This is a genomic window from Bradyrhizobium sp. CCBAU 53421 (genome assembly GCF_015291625.1).
In the GTDB taxonomy this organism is placed as follows: Bacteria; Pseudomonadota; Alphaproteobacteria; order Rhizobiales; family Xanthobacteraceae; genus Bradyrhizobium.
The window spans coordinates 4,102,106-4,117,638 of the sequence record NZ_CP030047.1 but is presented as its reverse complement, the minus strand read 5'-3'; the positions used below and the strand labels follow the sequence as shown (position 1 = coordinate 4,117,638).

General features: G+C 65.0%; 13 protein-coding genes. 7 read left to right on the top strand and 6 right to left on the bottom strand.

Annotated features, from left to right (window positions below; translation table 11 throughout):
* Window positions 1–101 precede the first annotated feature (101 nt).
* Both XH92_RS19465 and XH92_RS19460 read right to left on the bottom strand, forming a co-directional pair.
* The gene (locus tag XH92_RS19465; protein ID WP_194460627.1) at window positions 102–2,585 is read right to left on the bottom strand and encodes a bifunctional diguanylate cyclase/phosphodiesterase; all 2,484 of its coding nucleotides are present in this window, start codon (window positions 2,583–2,585) and stop codon (window positions 102–104) included.
* Between the two features lie 282 nt (window positions 2,586–2,867).
* Complete coding sequence (locus tag XH92_RS19460; RefSeq protein ID WP_194460626.1) at window positions 2,868–3,938, bottom strand: hypothetical protein; 1,071 nt, start codon at window positions 3,936–3,938, stop codon at window positions 2,868–2,870.
* Window positions 3,939–4,191: 253 nt separating this feature from the next.
* On the opposite strand from XH92_RS19460, the gene XH92_RS19455 reads away from it, so the two are divergent.
* Entirely contained in the window at window positions 4,192–5,238 is a 1,047-nt protein-coding gene (locus XH92_RS19455; protein WP_194460625.1) for a patatin-like phospholipase family protein, read from the top strand.
* Between the two features lie 3 nt (window positions 5,239–5,241).
* Here XH92_RS19455 and XH92_RS19450 read toward each other — a convergent pair whose 3' ends face one another.
* The 3 genes from XH92_RS19450 to XH92_RS19440 all read right to left on the bottom strand — a co-directional run bounded on the left by XH92_RS19450 (window position 5,242) and on the right by XH92_RS19440 (window position 7,744).
* Entirely contained in the window at window positions 5,242–5,670 is a 429-nt protein-coding gene (locus XH92_RS19450) for a CBS domain-containing protein (RefSeq protein WP_194460624.1), read from the bottom strand.
* Window positions 5,671–5,860: 190 nt separating this feature from the next.
* On the bottom strand, window positions 5,861–6,658 hold the full coding sequence (locus XH92_RS19445) for a rhomboid family intramembrane serine protease (RefSeq protein ID WP_194461332.1): 798 nt from the start codon (window positions 6,656–6,658) through the stop codon (window positions 5,861–5,863).
* 144 nt (window positions 6,659–6,802) lie between these two features.
* Window positions 6,803–7,744, bottom strand: coding sequence for a transposase (locus XH92_RS19440; RefSeq protein ID WP_194458139.1), 942 nt, complete (start codon window positions 7,742–7,744; stop codon window positions 6,803–6,805).
* A 232-nt stretch (window positions 7,745–7,976) separates the two neighbouring features.
* Between XH92_RS19440 and XH92_RS19435 the strand changes: the two genes are divergently transcribed.
* The 3 genes from XH92_RS19435 (at window position 7,977) to XH92_RS19425 (ending at window position 11,152) form a co-directional block, all read left to right on the top strand.
* A complete protein-coding gene (locus XH92_RS19435; RefSeq protein WP_194460623.1) occupies window positions 7,977–8,270 on the top strand; it encodes a GIY-YIG nuclease family protein in 294 nt (97 codons plus the stop codon).
* A 460-nt stretch (window positions 8,271–8,730) separates the two neighbouring features.
* Window positions 8,731–9,285: a PAS domain-containing protein gene (locus XH92_RS19430; protein ID WP_194460622.1), complete on the top strand. Its 555-nt coding sequence runs from the start codon at window positions 8,731–8,733 to the stop codon at window positions 9,283–9,285.
* 133 nt (window positions 9,286–9,418) lie between these two features.
* Window positions 9,419–11,152 (top strand): adenylate/guanylate cyclase domain-containing protein, encoded by a 1,734-nt coding sequence (locus tag XH92_RS19425; protein ID WP_194461331.1) that lies wholly within the window; start codon window positions 9,419–9,421, stop codon window positions 11,150–11,152.
* An 18-nt stretch (window positions 11,153–11,170) separates the two neighbouring features.
* Here XH92_RS19425 and XH92_RS19420 read toward each other — a convergent pair whose 3' ends face one another.
* Window positions 11,171–11,557 carry an ester cyclase gene (locus XH92_RS19420; RefSeq protein WP_194460621.1) on the bottom strand — a complete coding sequence of 129 codons (387 nt, stop codon included), beginning with the start codon at window positions 11,555–11,557 and terminating at the stop codon, window positions 11,171–11,173.
* A gap of 247 nt (window positions 11,558–11,804) precedes the next feature.
* On the opposite strand from XH92_RS19420, the gene XH92_RS19415 reads away from it, so the two are divergent.
* The 3 genes from XH92_RS19415 to XH92_RS19405 all read left to right on the top strand — a co-directional run bounded on the left by XH92_RS19415 (window position 11,805) and on the right by XH92_RS19405 (window position 15,520).
* Window positions 11,805–12,419: a lipopolysaccharide assembly protein LapB gene (locus tag XH92_RS19415; RefSeq protein ID WP_194460620.1), complete on the top strand. Its 615-nt coding sequence runs from the start codon at window positions 11,805–11,807 to the stop codon at window positions 12,417–12,419.
* A gap of 146 nt (window positions 12,420–12,565) precedes the next feature.
* Window positions 12,566–12,988, top strand: a complete 423-nt coding sequence (locus XH92_RS19410; protein ID WP_194460619.1) for a cupin domain-containing protein — start codon at window positions 12,566–12,568, stop codon at window positions 12,986–12,988.
* A 174-nt stretch (window positions 12,989–13,162) separates the two neighbouring features.
* Complete coding sequence (locus tag XH92_RS19405; RefSeq protein WP_194460618.1) at window positions 13,163–15,520, top strand: Orn/Lys/Arg decarboxylase N-terminal domain-containing protein; 2,358 nt, start codon at window positions 13,163–13,165, stop codon at window positions 15,518–15,520.
* Window positions 15,521–15,533 lie beyond the last annotated feature (13 nt).

The window sequence follows — 15,533 nt, the reverse complement described above, 5'->3', positions numbered from 1 at the left end:
CCGATAGGTCGCTCTGATCCGCCCGGTCGGCGACACCGCCGGTCCGACATTGCCCGGCAACCTCAACGGTGCGATGCCGGGTCAAGCCCGAGGGTGACGAGCTAAGCCGCCTTCGACGCGCGCTCGGCAAAGCCGGTCAGCAAGGCCGCGATCTCGTGGCCCGGCCTAGCAGCGCTGAACAGGAACCCCTGCACCTCGTTGCAGCCTTCGGCGCGCAGCCAGTCTAGCTGGTCCGTCGTCTCGACCCCTTCCGCGGTCGTGGTGATCTTGAGGCTGCGGCCGAGCCCGGAGATCGCGCGCACGATCGCAAGGCAGTCGGACCGCCGCGCGAGGTCCTTCACGAAGGAGCGGTCGATCTTGATCTTGTCGAACGGGAAGCTGCGCAGATAGCTCAGGCTGGAATAGCCGGTGCCGAAATCGTCCATCGAGATGCTGACGCCGAGCTCGCGAAGCTGATGCAGGATCGCGAGATTGGCCTCGGTCTCCGCCAGGAACACCGACTCGGTGATCTCGAGCTCGAGCCGGCGCGCCGGCAGGCCGGAATGCGCCAGCGCCGAGATCACGGCCTGGACCAGATTGCGGCTGCGGAACTGGACCGGCGACAGATTGACCGCAACCTTGACGTCGGCGGGCCACTTCATCGCTTCCGCACAGGCTTCGCGCAGCACCCATTCGCCGAGCGCGACGATCAGGCCGATGTCTTCGGCAACCGGAATGAACTCCGCGGGCGAGATCATGCCCTTCTGCGGGTGCCGCCACCGCAGCAGCGACTCGAAACCCGAGATGCGGTCGGCGGCGATATCGACCAGCGGCTGGTAGTGCAGCTCGAATTCGCCGTTGTTGAAGGCCGCGCGCAGATCGCGCTCCATGTCGCGGCGCTTCTGCGCCTGCTGATCCATCTCCGGCTCGAAGAAATGATGCACGCCGCCGCCCTCGGACTTGGCACGGTACAGCGCCATGTCGGCATTGCGCATCAGTTCTTCCGACGTCGTGCCGTCGCCCGGCGACAGCGCGATCCCGACGCTGGCGCCGACCACGACTTCGAGCCCGTCGATCTTGTAGGGCGCGCTCAAAGCATCGATCAGCCGTTCGGCGAAAGCGCTCGCTTCGTTCGGCGAGACATCGGCGGCAAGCACGATCGCGAACTCGTCGCCGCCGAGCCGGGCCGCCAAATTGTCGTCGCGGACCACCTCGCGCAGCCGCTCCGCCACCAGCTTGAGCAGCCGGTCGCCCATCGGATGCCCGAAGGAGTCGTTGACGTTCTTGAACAGATCGAGGTCGATGCACATCACCGCGACGCGCTTGTTGCCGCTTCGGCCGCGATCCAGCGCTTCACTCAGGCGTTCCTGGTAGAAGTCGCGGTTCGGCAGGTTGGTGAGGCCGTCATGGTGCGCCATGTGCGCGATCCGCGCCTCGGCGGCGCGGCGTTCGGTGATGTCGACCACCGCGACCAGATAGCCGTCGCGGCCCTCGAACGCCACCCTGCGCCCGAAGGTCAGCACATGGATCTCGGTGCCGTCGGCCCTGATGTGCCGCCAGTCGCGGCTCGATTGATAGACGTCGCCGATATCGCGCAAGGCGGCGCTATGCACGCTCCACTCGTCGACCGGCCAGATCTCGCGCAGCGTCATGCCGAGAAACGTCTCCCGGCTGTATCCATAGTGCTGAACGGCGGCGTCGTTGACGCTGAGGAATTCCATCGTGCCGGCGTCGAACACCCACATCGGCATCGGGTTGTTCTCGAACAGCAGGCGGAACGACACCTCGCGCTGCTTTAGCGCGGTGACGTCGGAGACGGTCAGCGACAGCATGTCGCCGAACGCCGTGACGCCGAGCCGCAGGCAGCGATCGCCGCTGTCGATCTCGAACTGGCCGCCGGAGCCGCTTCCGACGAATCCGCGCAGGCGGTTCATCACCGCCGGTGCGGCGAGCGGATTGCCGCCGGCGCTGAGCCGGCGCCACAGCAATTCGGTCGCGGGCTGCATCAGGAGCCTTGCGGCACCCTGGTTGAGGTGCACGATCTGGAAGTCGGCCGCCTCGCCCCGCGCGTCGCGGATCGCGGCGAGCGACAGCACGCCCTCGTCGGTGGCCGAGAAGATCGTGTCGAGAAGATTGTACTGCGCATTGCGCTCGTTGACGTAGACGCCGACCAGGATGCCGCCCCAGCGCGACCGCGTCGGCAGCGCCAGCACGTCGAAGGTCCGCACCAGACCGTCGCGCACGCAATGCGCCGACGCGAGATAGGGCCGGCAGTTCTCGCGCGCATTCGCCGCGGCTTCGGTCAATGCCGTGGCGCAGTCCGGCGGCAGCGCGCTGAGCGGAATGTCCCAGCGCTCGTCGTTCAGCCAGGTCTGCACGTAGCGCCCGGTGTGCGAGACGTTCAGCACGCCGTCGACGTTGCGCAGCAGCACGATGTGATCGGCGAGCCGGCCGAGGCTGCCGAGCATCACGTCTTCATAGTGCGGCAGCTTCTCGCCGGGGCGGACGGCCGCCTGCCACTTGCGTTGCAGAACCGAAACGTCGGCGAACATTTCGGAACTGAACTTGGCCGACGTCTTTGCTGATTTGTTGTTGGCCATGACCATGGCACGCCCCGTTCACGCGAACGCCGGAGCGTGATCCGGAAAAGCGCGAAGCCGCCTTCCGAGAAGATCATGCTCAAGCAAAAAGCCAAGGCGCGATGACGACACGACGTGAACTCAGCGCGCTTTAGTCCCCGTGGCATCCAAGTCATGCCGCGGCTTAACGCCATGTAAAAATAGCGATGCCGCGCGTCGCTGCGAGCGATTATGACAGCTCAAATTCGCGCGATGGTTAGTTGACGTTAGAGACTATGACAGTTGCATGAAATGCAGCGCGGCCGGGCGTCAGCGCGCCACGACCTCGACTTCGCCATCGACGCCGTTGACGACGTTGAAGGGACGCTCGAACACCTTGCCCTCGTTCTTGGCGATCGCGCGATACTCGCCCTCGGAGAGCACGACGCGCGGGAACGCGCCGATCGATTCCTTGATCACGTCGCCGCCCGGCGTGATCACCGACCATGCGGTATTGGCGAGTGCTTCGCCGCCCTTCTCGCTGACCAGCTTGAGGGTGATGACGGCCGCGCGATGCGTGACGGTGACGTCGGTCAGCTTGCCCGCCGCAACGCGAATGTCGGAGCGCACCACGGAGTTGGCGTCACCGTAGTTGGAGACGATGTAGTAGGTGCCCTCCGGCAGCAGGGCGACGTCGCCGGCGGACACGTTGGGCACCAGCGGGCCACGGTCCGAGCCGTCGAACTGGCTGCCCTTGTAGATCGCAAACGAGATCTGGTTTGCCGGGATCTTGCTGGAGCCGACCCGGCCCTCGATCCGCAGGCCCCCGGCCGGCAGCACGAAGGACTCGCGGTCGGTCTCCGACTTCAGGCTGACGGCGCGCACCGCGCTGACCAGGCCGAGCGCGACATGGACGACGTAGTTGCCGGGCGGCAGCACGAGGTTGGGCGTGGCCCCGCGCTCCTCGCGGATCAGCTTGTAGGTGCCGTTGTCATCCGGCCTGTCGGCGAACACCCGCCACACCAGCCCGCCATTGATCACCGGCAGGTCCTTGCCGTACCGCGCCGTCAGCGACAGCACCGCCTGCCCGGCCGTCGGCGAGCCGGCCTGTGGCGCAACCGGAGGCACGGTCGCAATCGACGGCTGGACGATGGTCGGCTGGTTCAGAGGACCGGGCAGAACCGGCCCCGAACCGGGCCCTGATGGCGGCGCCAGGTTCAGCGCCGGGCCGGACGGCACTTCCGGCACCGGAGCGGGCGGGATCGGCGGCGGCCGGTCGCTGAAGAACTGCGCCGACGCGGACGTGGGGATCAGGGCCAGCAAAAATGCCGCAAGCATCAATAGCGGAAGGAGCCGCATGCCCCGCCCGCATCCGCAGATGCCGTTGCCCCTTGAAGTCATCCCCATGCTTTTCAACGAAAACGCGGCAAATTCAAGCCTTCTTCCAAGGCTTTGTCACAGTCCCGGGGCGCGGTCCGTGGTTGGAACCGCTCGATCAAGCCGATGTTAGTCCCATCGTCGCGGTCCAGTCACATTCCCTGCCTACCGCGGACCACCCGGGCATGAATCATGCCTGTGGGACTAACCATGAAACTGGACAACGCTGGCGCAGCGATGCCGCGCGGCCTAGTCTCGCGTTGGCAGGAGATTTGTCGTGTTGGATAGCTGGATGGGCCGAGGCCACAAGAGCTCCGACGGCCCCGACAAGGTAGGACTGGGACCGGTTCGCCGGCCGGTGATCGGGCTTGCGCTCGGCGGCGGCGCCGCGCGCGGCTTTGCCCATATCGGCATCATCAAGACCCTGCTCGCCCATGGCATCGTCCCCAACGTCGTGGTCGGCACCTCGATCGGCTCTGTGGTCGGCGGCGCCTATGCGGCCGGCCATATCGACACGCTGGAGCAGTGGGCCCGCAGTCTGCAGCCGCGCAGCGTGCTCGGCTACCTCGACATCCGCCTCAACGGGTCCGGCCTGATCGGCGGCACCAAGCTCGCTGCCGAGATCGAGGCGGCGCTGGGCCAGGTCATGATCGAGGACCTCACGGTCAAATTCGCCAGCGTCGCGACCGAGGTCCGCACCGGCCACGAGATCTGGCTGACCCAGGGCCGCGTGGTCGACGCCATGCGCGCCTCCTACGCCCTGCCCGGCATCTTCGCGCCGGTGCTGATCGGCGACCGCTGGTTGGTCGACGGCGCGCTGGTCAATCCGGTGCCGGTTTCGGCCGCCCGCGCCCTCGGCGCCGAGATCGTCATTGCCGCGAACCTCTCCAGCGACGTGTTCGCGCACTCGACCACGATCTACAATCACGGGCCGTCCGCCGCGCCCGAGGTCACGGTCGCGGTGACCGCCGAGGCAGAGATCGAGCCGGAACCGCCGAAGCGGCGGTTCGGCCGCTTCTTCTCCGCCGAACGGACCGTGAAGCGGGAGTTTTTCGGCAGCGCCAGCCGGCCCGGGATCTCGAGCGTGATGGTCGACGCCTTCAACATCATGCAGGACCGGATCACGCGCGCGCGCCTCGCCGGCGATCCGCCCGACATGCTGATCTCGCCGCGCGTCGGTCAGATCGGCTGGTTCGACTTCCACCGCGCCGACGACCTGATCGCGCACGGCATCCGCGCAGCCGAACGCGCGATCGGCGCGATCGAGGAAGCGATCGATATCCTGGTGCCGCCGTCCAACGGCGCGGGCACCACCGGGAAATAGCGCTCAGGCCGTCTTGATGTAGTCGCGCAGCGCTTCCTGCTCGTGCTCATATTCCAGCACGCGACGCTTGACGACGTCACCGATCGAGATCAACCCGACGACCTTGCCGTCCTCGACGACAGGGAGATGGCGAAACTTGCCGGTCGTCATCATCTCCATCAGGCCGCTGACGGTATCGGACTCGCGGCAACTCACGACCTTCTTGGTCATCACTGCACTCACCGGTTCGTCCAGCACACCCGCGCCGCGCTCGCTGAGCACGCGCACGATGTCGCGCTCCGACAGGATGCCTTCCATCCGGCCCTGCTCTATCACCAGCACCGCGCCGATCTTGCGTTCGCCGAGCAGCTTGACCGCGGCCGAAAGCTTCGCTCCGGGCGCGACGCTCATGACCTGATGGCCCTTTGCATCGAGAATAGAACGTACCGTCATTGTCGGCCTCCCTGAATCCGTTCGTGCCCCGCTTGAGCGGAGCCGAGCCTGTTCGCCAGAGTCTTCAATCAACAGTTCCGCGCCGATTTCGGTTCCGGGGCGCGGTCGGTAGCTGGGCTCGATCTGTCGGCCCGCTTTGTTCTGTGTCGCAAAGATGATGGAGGAATTCGAACCGAGCCGCAAGCGGCGATCAGACGCGGCCGGACTGGTCCACCGACGACGCATCCGCAGCATCGTCTCGCGCGCGCGGAATCGGATCGAACAACGAGAACAGCAACAGCCCGGCGAGGAAGCCGCCGATATGCGCCTGCCAGGCGACGCTCGCGTCCTCGGCACCAAGCGACAGCGAGGTGGCCCCGAACAGGATGTTGACGCCGAACCAGATCGCCAGGAACGCGAGCACCCGTCCGTTGCGCAGTGCCCGCCACAGCGACAGCGCAGGCACCTTGGCGGCGGCATCGGCGTCGCCCCGGCTGAACGACAGGAAGCTGCCCTTCACGAAGGCGAAGCGGATCGCCGCCGCCATCGTCCCCGACACCGAAGCCGACGCGCCGATCATCGGCGCGATCGCGTGCTCATGGGTCAACAGATGCGCGAGCGCGCCGGCGGCCGCCGTCACCGCCATGAAGACGAAGAAGCGTACCGCGCCGAAGCGCCGCGCCAGCGCGCTGCCGAACGGCAGCAGCCACAGCACGTTGAAGCCGATATGGGTGAGGTTGGCGTGCAGCAGCGAATAGGTGACGAAGGTCCAGACCTTGGCGCCGTCTCCGCCCGGGAAGGTGACGTCGAGCAGCGTCGAATCGTAGCGCTTCGGGATGAAGCCGAAGACGTCGATGGTCCAGTTCTCCATCTCCGGCGGCAGCAGCACCCGCAGATGGATCACCGCGATCAGGAGGATGTAGGCGGTGAGCGCCGGCGGCAAGGTCAGGATCGGCTCGCGCGGCGCCTCCGGCGGCGGCTCGAGCGGGGATTCGGGATGGGAGTCCAAGGGGTCGGCGACCTCGAATGCGGCTGTGAAGCAGAGATAGGCGGCTTTCACACCGCTGTGCAAGTGCACAATCCCGAAATCGGACACCTCTCGTGTCCCGGACGCGTCGCAGCACGCAGTGTTGCGACGCAGAGCCGGCAACTGTTATGTTGGTTTGGTCTGCAGGTACGGCTTTCGGTCTCGCATCATGGCATTGAGGACCGTTAGCAGCTTCCTGGCGACGGCGATGAGGGCGAGTTTGGCTGGTTTTCCGGCCTGTCGCAGTCGTGCATAGAAGGCCTTGAACAGATCAGCTCTGCGAACTGCGTTGAGGGCCGCCATATAGAGGGCGTCACGAACGCGCTTTCGGCCGCCCGCAATCTTGCGCTTGCCGCGGAAGGCGCCGCTGTCGACGTTGAAGGGAGCCAGGCCAGCGAGCGCTGCGAGTTGTTTCGGCCCGACCCGCCCGAGTTCCGGCATCTGCGCGATGAGCTGCATGCAGGCTACCGGACCCACGCCGGGCAGCGAACGCATTAACTTGGCATCGTCCGCGATCTCCGCTTCGGCTTTAATCAATGCACTGATGTCCGCCTCGATCTCGGCGATCTCGCTGTCGAGGACCTCGATGAGGCGGCCAATGCGTTCGGCCATGGCGCGATCGTCGGCCTCGCTGCGCCGGTTCTTCTCCTGGGCGCGCATGAGGACCAGCTGATCCCGCCGTTTTGCAAGCCTCGCCAAAGTGTTGCGTGCAGGATCGGCGACCTGCTCGGGGGCAGGCTGCATGGCCCGCGCAAAGGCCGCCAGCATCCGCGCATCGATCGGATCGGTCTTGGCGAGTAGGCCGCTAGCCCGTGCAAAGTCGCGGGCACGGGCCGGGTTGATCCGTGCGAACCGGATCCCGGCCTGACGCAGCGCCTCGCGAAGCGCGAGGTCATAGATACCCGTCGCCTCGAAGACGACCAGCGTATCGCATTGCCAACGCGCCACCTGCTGTGTGATGGCCTGTGGCGCGTTGGCAATGCGCCTCGGCACGCCGTCAGCCTCATCAAAGATATCGAGGTGTTTCTTGGAGATGTCGATTCCGACGTAACGAAGAGCTATGATCACGGTGCCTGTCCCTGTGATGCGAGGTCTGTTGGCGCAGCCTCGTGCAACTGTTCAGGTTGATAGATGGAACGGGCGGGAGACCGAGCCGGCTCACGGCGTCAAGCGCCAAGGACCCAACGGCTTCCCGCCCACCCTCATCATGACAGACTTCCAAGACACAGGGACCCACGGAATTGGCAATGCTCCCTGAACTTGCGAGACTTAGGCGCCTTCCGCATCCATTTGGCCCAAGATGAACGCGCAATTTTTCGTTTACATCCTCGCGAGCGGACGAAACGGAACGCTGTATGTGGGCGTGACCAACAACCTTGCTCGCCGAATCGCTGAGCACAAGGCGAGGCTCGTCCCAGGCTTCACGCGACAATACAGCGTCGATCAGCTGGTTTACTTTGAGGCATTCGACTCCATTCTGGAAGCGCGCTCGCGTGAACACTCGCTCAAACGATGGCGTCGCGCATGGAAGATCAAGTTGATTGAAGGACTCAATCCGGATTGGCGAGATCTGTCTGATCAGCTCAATTCTTGAGCGGGTTCTGGCATGGGTCCCGGCTCTGCAGCGCACCGCTTTGCGCTGCACTGCGTCCGGGACACGAGATTCTTGGACAAAAGAGACAAAAGAAAAGGGAGGGCGCTGAGAACACCCTCCCTCATCGGCTGGTCTTCGCGTGCCCCAGAGGGATCGGGAGAACATCCCCACCCCTCCCCGCACGGTGACCAAACTGTTTGACGCCGCCTGTGTACCAACTGCGCCAGCGCTTGGGGCAGCCGGCGAACGGGAACGCGCGAACCCTACCCGCGGGTTCCGCCGCCGCCAAGGACATAGTTAAATTTACGTTAACAACACAAAGCTGCCGATAAGCCGCCCAAACCGCGGCCACGGCATGGACGCTGCACTGCCTTCCCTGCACAACAGAGAAGGGAAGGCGCCTGAGCAAAACCGGGACAGATGTGTCCCGCCGAGGCAGGCGCCGGGCAAGGTTCTTTAGATGAAACACAGCTCCAGCCGCGAGTACTTCGCCTATTGGAATGCGAAGCGCGGCACTGCGCGTGCGCCCGACCGGAGTGAGTTCGAGCCGTCCGCGGTGCGCGAGCTGCTGTCCGACATCTTCGTGCTGTCCTATGACGGCGAGACCCGCTTTCCGTTCCGGGTCGCCGGCACCCGCACCTCCGCCCTGCTCGGCTGCGATCTCAAGAACCGCAGCTTTTCCGCGCTTTTCACCGACGCGAGCCGCGGCGAGATCGAGGACATCATCACCTGCGTCGTCGAAGAGACGCTGCCGGCCATCGCCGGCGTCACCGCCACGACCGAGACCGGCGCCAAGGCGCACCTTGAATTGCTGCTGCTGCCCTTCACCGCGCGCGTCCATATGCCGGCGAGCCTCACCGGCCTGCTCGCCCCGTTCGAGGACGACGTCACAAGGCTGCACGACCTCGTCCTGACCTCGTGGCGCTACCTGCATCCACAGGAGCGGTTTGTGCCGCGGACCCTGCGCAAGCTCGCCATCGCACGCGGCCTGATGGTCTATGAAGGGCTGCGCTAGCCCCTGGCTCCTGTCCTGATCCGGCGCGACCGGCCACGCCGGTCGCTTGCACCGCGGGCCGTGGAACTCTATTAGCTGGTTCGCCGCCTTGGCGGGGGTGGACCCGTTTATTGCAGCTGCGGCGGGGCTCGGCATGTTTCGCAATTCGATCAGGCAGAAGATCGTCGGCATTGCCGCAGGACTGATCGTCCTCGCGGTGATCACCTCGCTGCTGTCCATGGTGATGGCGGGCCAGGTCGGCCATCTGCTGGACGAGCTCACCAACCGTTACATCCCCGCCTACGGCCATCTCGCCCGCGTCAACATCCGCTCGCTCGAGCGGTCTTTGGCGATGCGCCGGATGATGATGGCGAAGATGCAGGCGCCCGGCGAAGACGGCGGCTACGCGGCGGCACGCAAGACCTTCGACGAGATCGAGCCGGCGATCAAGCGCGAGGCCGACGCGGCGCGCGTGCTGATCGATGCGATCATCGCCGATCCCTCGACGCCGTCAGACAATGCCGCGCTCGGGCGCCTCGATGACCGCATCGACAATGCGGTCAACGACCTCCTGATGCGTCTGAACGCAGAGAACAAGACGCTGCTCGAGCAACTCGACGCCCAGGAGTTCGCGGCCGCGAAAGCGACCACGCTCCGCGCCGACGCCCTGCGCGACGACTTCAACAACAGGATCGAAGGCATCCGCGCCGACATGCTGGCGCAGGTCGCCTCCGCCGCGGCGAAGGTGATGAGTGCCCAGCAGCGGGCGATCATCATCTCCGGCGTTGTGACCGCGATTGCCGCGATCCTCGGCTTCGTGTTCGCGATGCTGGTCGGCAGCGGCATCACGCGTCCGGTCATGCGCCTTCTCGAGAGCACCCGCGAGGTCGAGGCGGGCCGCCTCGACGGCGCCATCGCCATCACGACCCAGGACGAGATCGGCCAGCTCTCGGCCGCCTTCAACCGCATGATCGAGACGCTGCGCCACAACCAGCGCATCCGCGAGACGTTCGGCCGCTACATCAATCCGCGGATCGCCGAAGGCCTGCTCGAGCAGCCGGCGATCGCCGCCACCGAAGGACAGCGCCGCGTCATGACGGTGATGTTCTGCGACATGAAGGGCTTTACCCGCCTGAGCGAAGGCGTGACGCCGAGCGGCCTCGTCAAGATCATGAACCTGTATCTGTCGACGATGTCGGCGCCGGTCCATGCGCATCGCGGCATCATCGACAAATATATCGGCGACGCCATCATGGCCTATTGGGGCGCGCCCTTCGTCGAGGAGGCCGAGCAGACCCATCTGGCCGCGCTGGCCGCCATCGACATGGTCGGTCAGGTCAGCCAGCTGCGCAAGGACCTGCCCGAACTGCTCGGCGTGCGGGCGATCCCGGCCGATTGCGACATCAGGATCGGGATCGCCACCGGTGAAGCGCTGGTCGGCAGCATCGGCTCCGAATTCATGATGAGCTATACCGTGCTCGGCGACACCGTGAACCTCGCCTCGCGGCTGGAGGGCGCCAACAAATTCTACGGCAGCCGCAGCCTGATTTCGGAGGCCACCGCGAGCGCCTGCGCCTCAACCATCGAGCTACGCGAGATCGACCGCCTCGTCGTCGTCGGCCAGACCCAGCCGGTCGCCGTGTTCGAGATCATCGGCAAGAAGGACGAGTTGACGCCGGCACAGACCGAGTTGCGGCAGCGCTACGCGGATGGGCTCGCCGCCTATCGCGACCGCCGCTGGGACGACGCCGAGCAAGCGTTCACCGCGGCGCTCGCTGCGGCGCCGGGCGACGGCCCGTCGATCGCCATGAAGGCGCGCGTCGCAGCGTTCAGGCAAAATCCGCCGGCGGCGGATTGGGACGGCGCCTGGCACCTCGAGCAGAAATAGCGCCGCGCGAGTCGTCGCTTACAGTTGCGCCTCGATCGCGGCCTTGTCGATCACTGACCAGACTTCCACGATCTTGCCGTCACGGAATTCGTAGAACACGTTCTCCGCAAACGAAACGCGCCGGCCATCGACATCGAGGCCAAGGAATCTTGCCTTCGGCGAACAGTCGAATATCAGCCGGCTCGCGACACGGGACGCATCCGCAATCAACAGCACGACCTCAAAGCGAAGGTCGGGGATGTCGCGGAAATCCTGCTCCAGCATCGCGCGATAGCCGGACAGCCCGAGCCGCCGGCCGTTGTGGGACACGTCGTCGCCGACGAATTGAGCGAGCTGCGGCCAGTCCCGCCGGTTCAGGCAGACAATGTAGTTCCGGTAGATCTCGGCGAGGTCCGTTTTCATCATCGATCGTCCTTGTCGCTGCGCGCCAGAAAGACGCTGAAGATTTGCACGCGAATCTAACATCGATGTTAATTTCGGCTTCGTCGTTCGATGGCGCGAACAAGACAGCGCATACGCGCAAGCGCGAGGTCCGGAAGCGACAGTGCGATTGCCGCATCGGCAACAATTTTTCAGAACCCGCGGAATGTCTCCCGCGATCGGGAGTTAGTGCTTCAGACCACGACTGTCCACGTCTACTCGGGAGGTGCGCATGATCAAGTCACCTGTGAAGCTCGCAATGCTTGCGGCAGTTCTGACAGCGCCGATCATCCTGTTTCCGCAGCAGACCACCCTCGCCGCCGGCGGAGGCGGTGGCGGCGGCGGAGGAGCAGGCGGCGGAGAATTATACGGGTCGAGCTACAGCACCCCTGCGCCGGCCTATCCGCAGCAGAAGGACAGAAAGACCACGCACAGGGTGAAGAAGCCGGTCAAGCAATCCAGCTTCGATGATCCGGCCTTCCGCGACGACTATCGCGCGGCCTATGCGACGATCTACGAACGCAACGACTACGCCGCCGCGATCGATCAGTTGCACGCGCTCGGCCGCGACGATCATCCTGATGTCGCCAATTTGATCGGCTACTCCTATCGCAAGCTCGGCGACTACAAGCAGTCGCAAGTCTGGTACGAGCGCGCGCTGAAAGCCGATCCAAACCACGTGCTGACCTGGAACTACTACGGCCTCTGGCAGATCGAACAGGGCAACCGCGACCAGGCGCAGTATCATCTGCAGCGGATCGCCGAGATCTGCGGCACCGGCTGCGAGGAGTATCGGACGCTGGCAGCGGCGCTGGAGAAGCCGCCGGGAACGAACCTCGTCTACTGAGCGAGCCGGCGCGGAGCCGGCATCCGCGGAATGCGAGGCCACCGGACCGGCGCCGGATAGCGCTTCACAGTCCGGGCTGCACGCGCCGTTGGCTTCCTGCGGCGCCGTCCGCTATCGTGGGCACGCAAACCATTTGCGAGTCCGTCATGCCCGACCTGATCGATCTTGGCACGTTGCAGCTCAAATTCCTGCAGAGCAAGGAAACCACCGGCGGCAGCGTCGATCTGTTCGAGATGACGCTGCAGCCGAACGCCCGGATGCCGATTCCGCACTATCACGAGAGCTGGGACGAGACGATCTACGGGCTGTCGGGCGTCTCGACCTGGCGGGTCGACGGCAAGGAGATCGACCTCGCCCCCGGCGAGTCGGTGTTCATCAAGCGCGGCGTCGTGCACGGCTTCACCAACCGTTCGGACCGTCCGGCGAGCTGTCTCTGCCTGCTGAGCCCCGGCGCGCTCGGTCCGCAATATTTCAGGGAAATGGCGGCCCTGTTGGCAGGAGGTACCCCCGATCCAGCCAAGATGAAGGAGACGATGCTGCGTTACGGCCTGGTCCCTGTCGCGCCTTGAGGCCGTCGGAGCACGGCAGACTTTATTTCCGTGCAGCTCTGATATCCGCGGGTTCAGGCAGCCCCCTGAGGGGTGATGCTGCAAAAAGCCAATTCGAGATGCCCCGCCCCGCATTGTCATCTCTTTGTCATGAATTGTGCAGACAGGTTCAGCGGACCAGTTTCGGGGACACGCATGGACTATTTCAAACGCTTCAACTTCCTGTTCGCAGCGCCGGTTTTCGAGGCCGACGACCTCGAAGGCATCCGCTTCAACCAGATCATCACCGAGATCGAGCGCTCCGGCTTCGAAGTGGTCCGCGCCCGCAAGCTGGAGGACGCCGAGATTGCGGTGCAGACCGATGCGGCGATCGGCTGCATGGTGGTCGACTGGGGCAAGAAGGGTCTTGAGGGCAAGACCGCGGCGCTGATCAACCTGATGCGCCGCCGCGGCCTCGACTTCCCGATCATCCTCTTGATCCGCCGCAAGCGATTCGAGGACCTGCCGGTCGAGGTGCTGGATTTCATCGACGGCTATGTGTTCCTGTCCGAGGAAACCCCGCCCTTCATCGCCAAGAACCTGATCTCCAGGCTGAAGCAATATGCAGAGAACCTGAAGACGCCGTTCTTCGGAGCGCTGGTCGACTATGCCGAGGAAGGCAACCAGCTCTGGACCTGCCCGGGCCATAATGGCGGCGTGTTCTACAGCCGCAGCCCGATCGGCCGGGTGTTCGTCGAGCATCTCGGCGAGGCGGTGTTCCGCGACGACCTCGACAATTCCGTGCTCGACCTCGGCGACCTCCTGACCCACGAGGGGCCGGCGCTGAAGGCGCAGAAGGAGGCGGCGCGGATCTTCGGCGCCGAGAAGACCTATTTCGTGCTCAACGGCACCTCGACCTCCAACAAGGTGGCGCTCGGCTCGCTTGTCACCGACGGCGACCTCGTGCTGTTCGACCGCAACAACCACAAGGCCGCCCATCACGGCGCGCTCCTGATCGGCGGCGGCATCCCGGTCTATGTACCGACCGTGCGCAATGCCTGGGGCCTGATCGGCCCGATGCGCTGGGACCTGCTCGACGAGGGAAGCTTGCGCGACCAGATCCGCAAGCACCCCCTGGTCAAGGACGAGAACGCCTGGAAGAAGGAGCGTCCGTTCCGTGTCGCCGTGGTCGAGCAATGCACCTACGACGGCACCATCCATTCCGCCGAGATGATCCTGAAGCGGATCGGCCATCTCTGCGACTACATCCTGTTCGACGAGGCCTGGGCCGGCTTCATGAAGTTCCACCCGATCTATGCCGGCCGTTTCGCGATGGGGCTCGCCAATCTCGGCCCCGAGGCGCCCGGCATCATCGCGACCCAATCGACCCACAAGCAGCTCGCGAGCTTCTCGCAGGCCTCGCAGATCCACATCCGCGACCGCCACATCAAGGGCCAGAAGCGCCGGGTCGAGCACCGCCGCTTCAACGAAAGCTTCATGCAGCACGCCTCGACCTCGCCGTTCTATCCGATCTTCGCCTCGCTCGACGTCGGCGCGCAGATGATGAAGGGCCGCTCCGGCGAAGTGTTGTGGGACGACACGATCCGGCTCGGCATCGAGCTGCGCAAGAAGATCCGCGCGGTGAAGCGCGAGTTCGAGGAGAAGGAGACGCGCGCCGAGCGGCGCTGGTTCTTCGAGCCGTTCGTGCCGGACCGCGTGATGATTCCGGACGTCGCCCGCGAGAACGGCGTGCACAATGTCGCCTGGGAGACCATCTCGACCGATCAGCTCGCGACCAATCCGTCCTACTGGCAGCTCAGCCCCGGCCAGACCTGGCACGGCTTCCCCGAGCTGACGGAAGGCTTTGCCATGACCGACCCGAACAAGCTGACATTGCTGACGCCGGGTTTCGATCACGCCACCGGCGCCTATGCCGATCACGGCATCCCCGCACCGGTCGTGGCGCAATATCTGCGCGAGAACCAGATCGTCGCCGAGAAGAACGACCTCAACTCCCTGCTCTTCCTGCTGACGCCCGGCGTCGAGGCCAGCAAGGCCGGCACGCTGGTGTCCGGGCTCGTCGCCTTCAAGAAGCTGCACGACGACAATGCGCTGGTCGAGGACGTCATCCCCGAATTCTTCCGCCGCCGCCCGCAACGCTACACCGGGGTGCGGCTGCGCGACCTCTGCGGCGACATGCACCGCTTCTTCCGCGACGGCGGCGTCAGCACGCTGCAGGCCAAGCAATTCCTGCCCGAGCATCTGCCCGAGATCGCGATGTCGCCGCGCCAGGCGGCGCAATATCTGATCCGCAACGACGTCGACTACCTGCCGATCGACCAGATCTTCGGCCGCATCGCCGCGACGCCGTTCGTGGTGTACCCGCCCGGCATCGCCACCATCGTGCCCGGCGAACGGCTGTCGGAGCGCAGCAAGCCGATGATCGATTATCTCAAGATGTTCGAGGCGAGCTTCAACGCGTTCCCGGGCTTCGAGGTCGAGGTCCAGGGCATCTACAAGGAGATCGACGAATCCGGCTGCGTCCGCTTCTACACCTATGTCGTGTCCGAATAGGCCAGCGGACGCC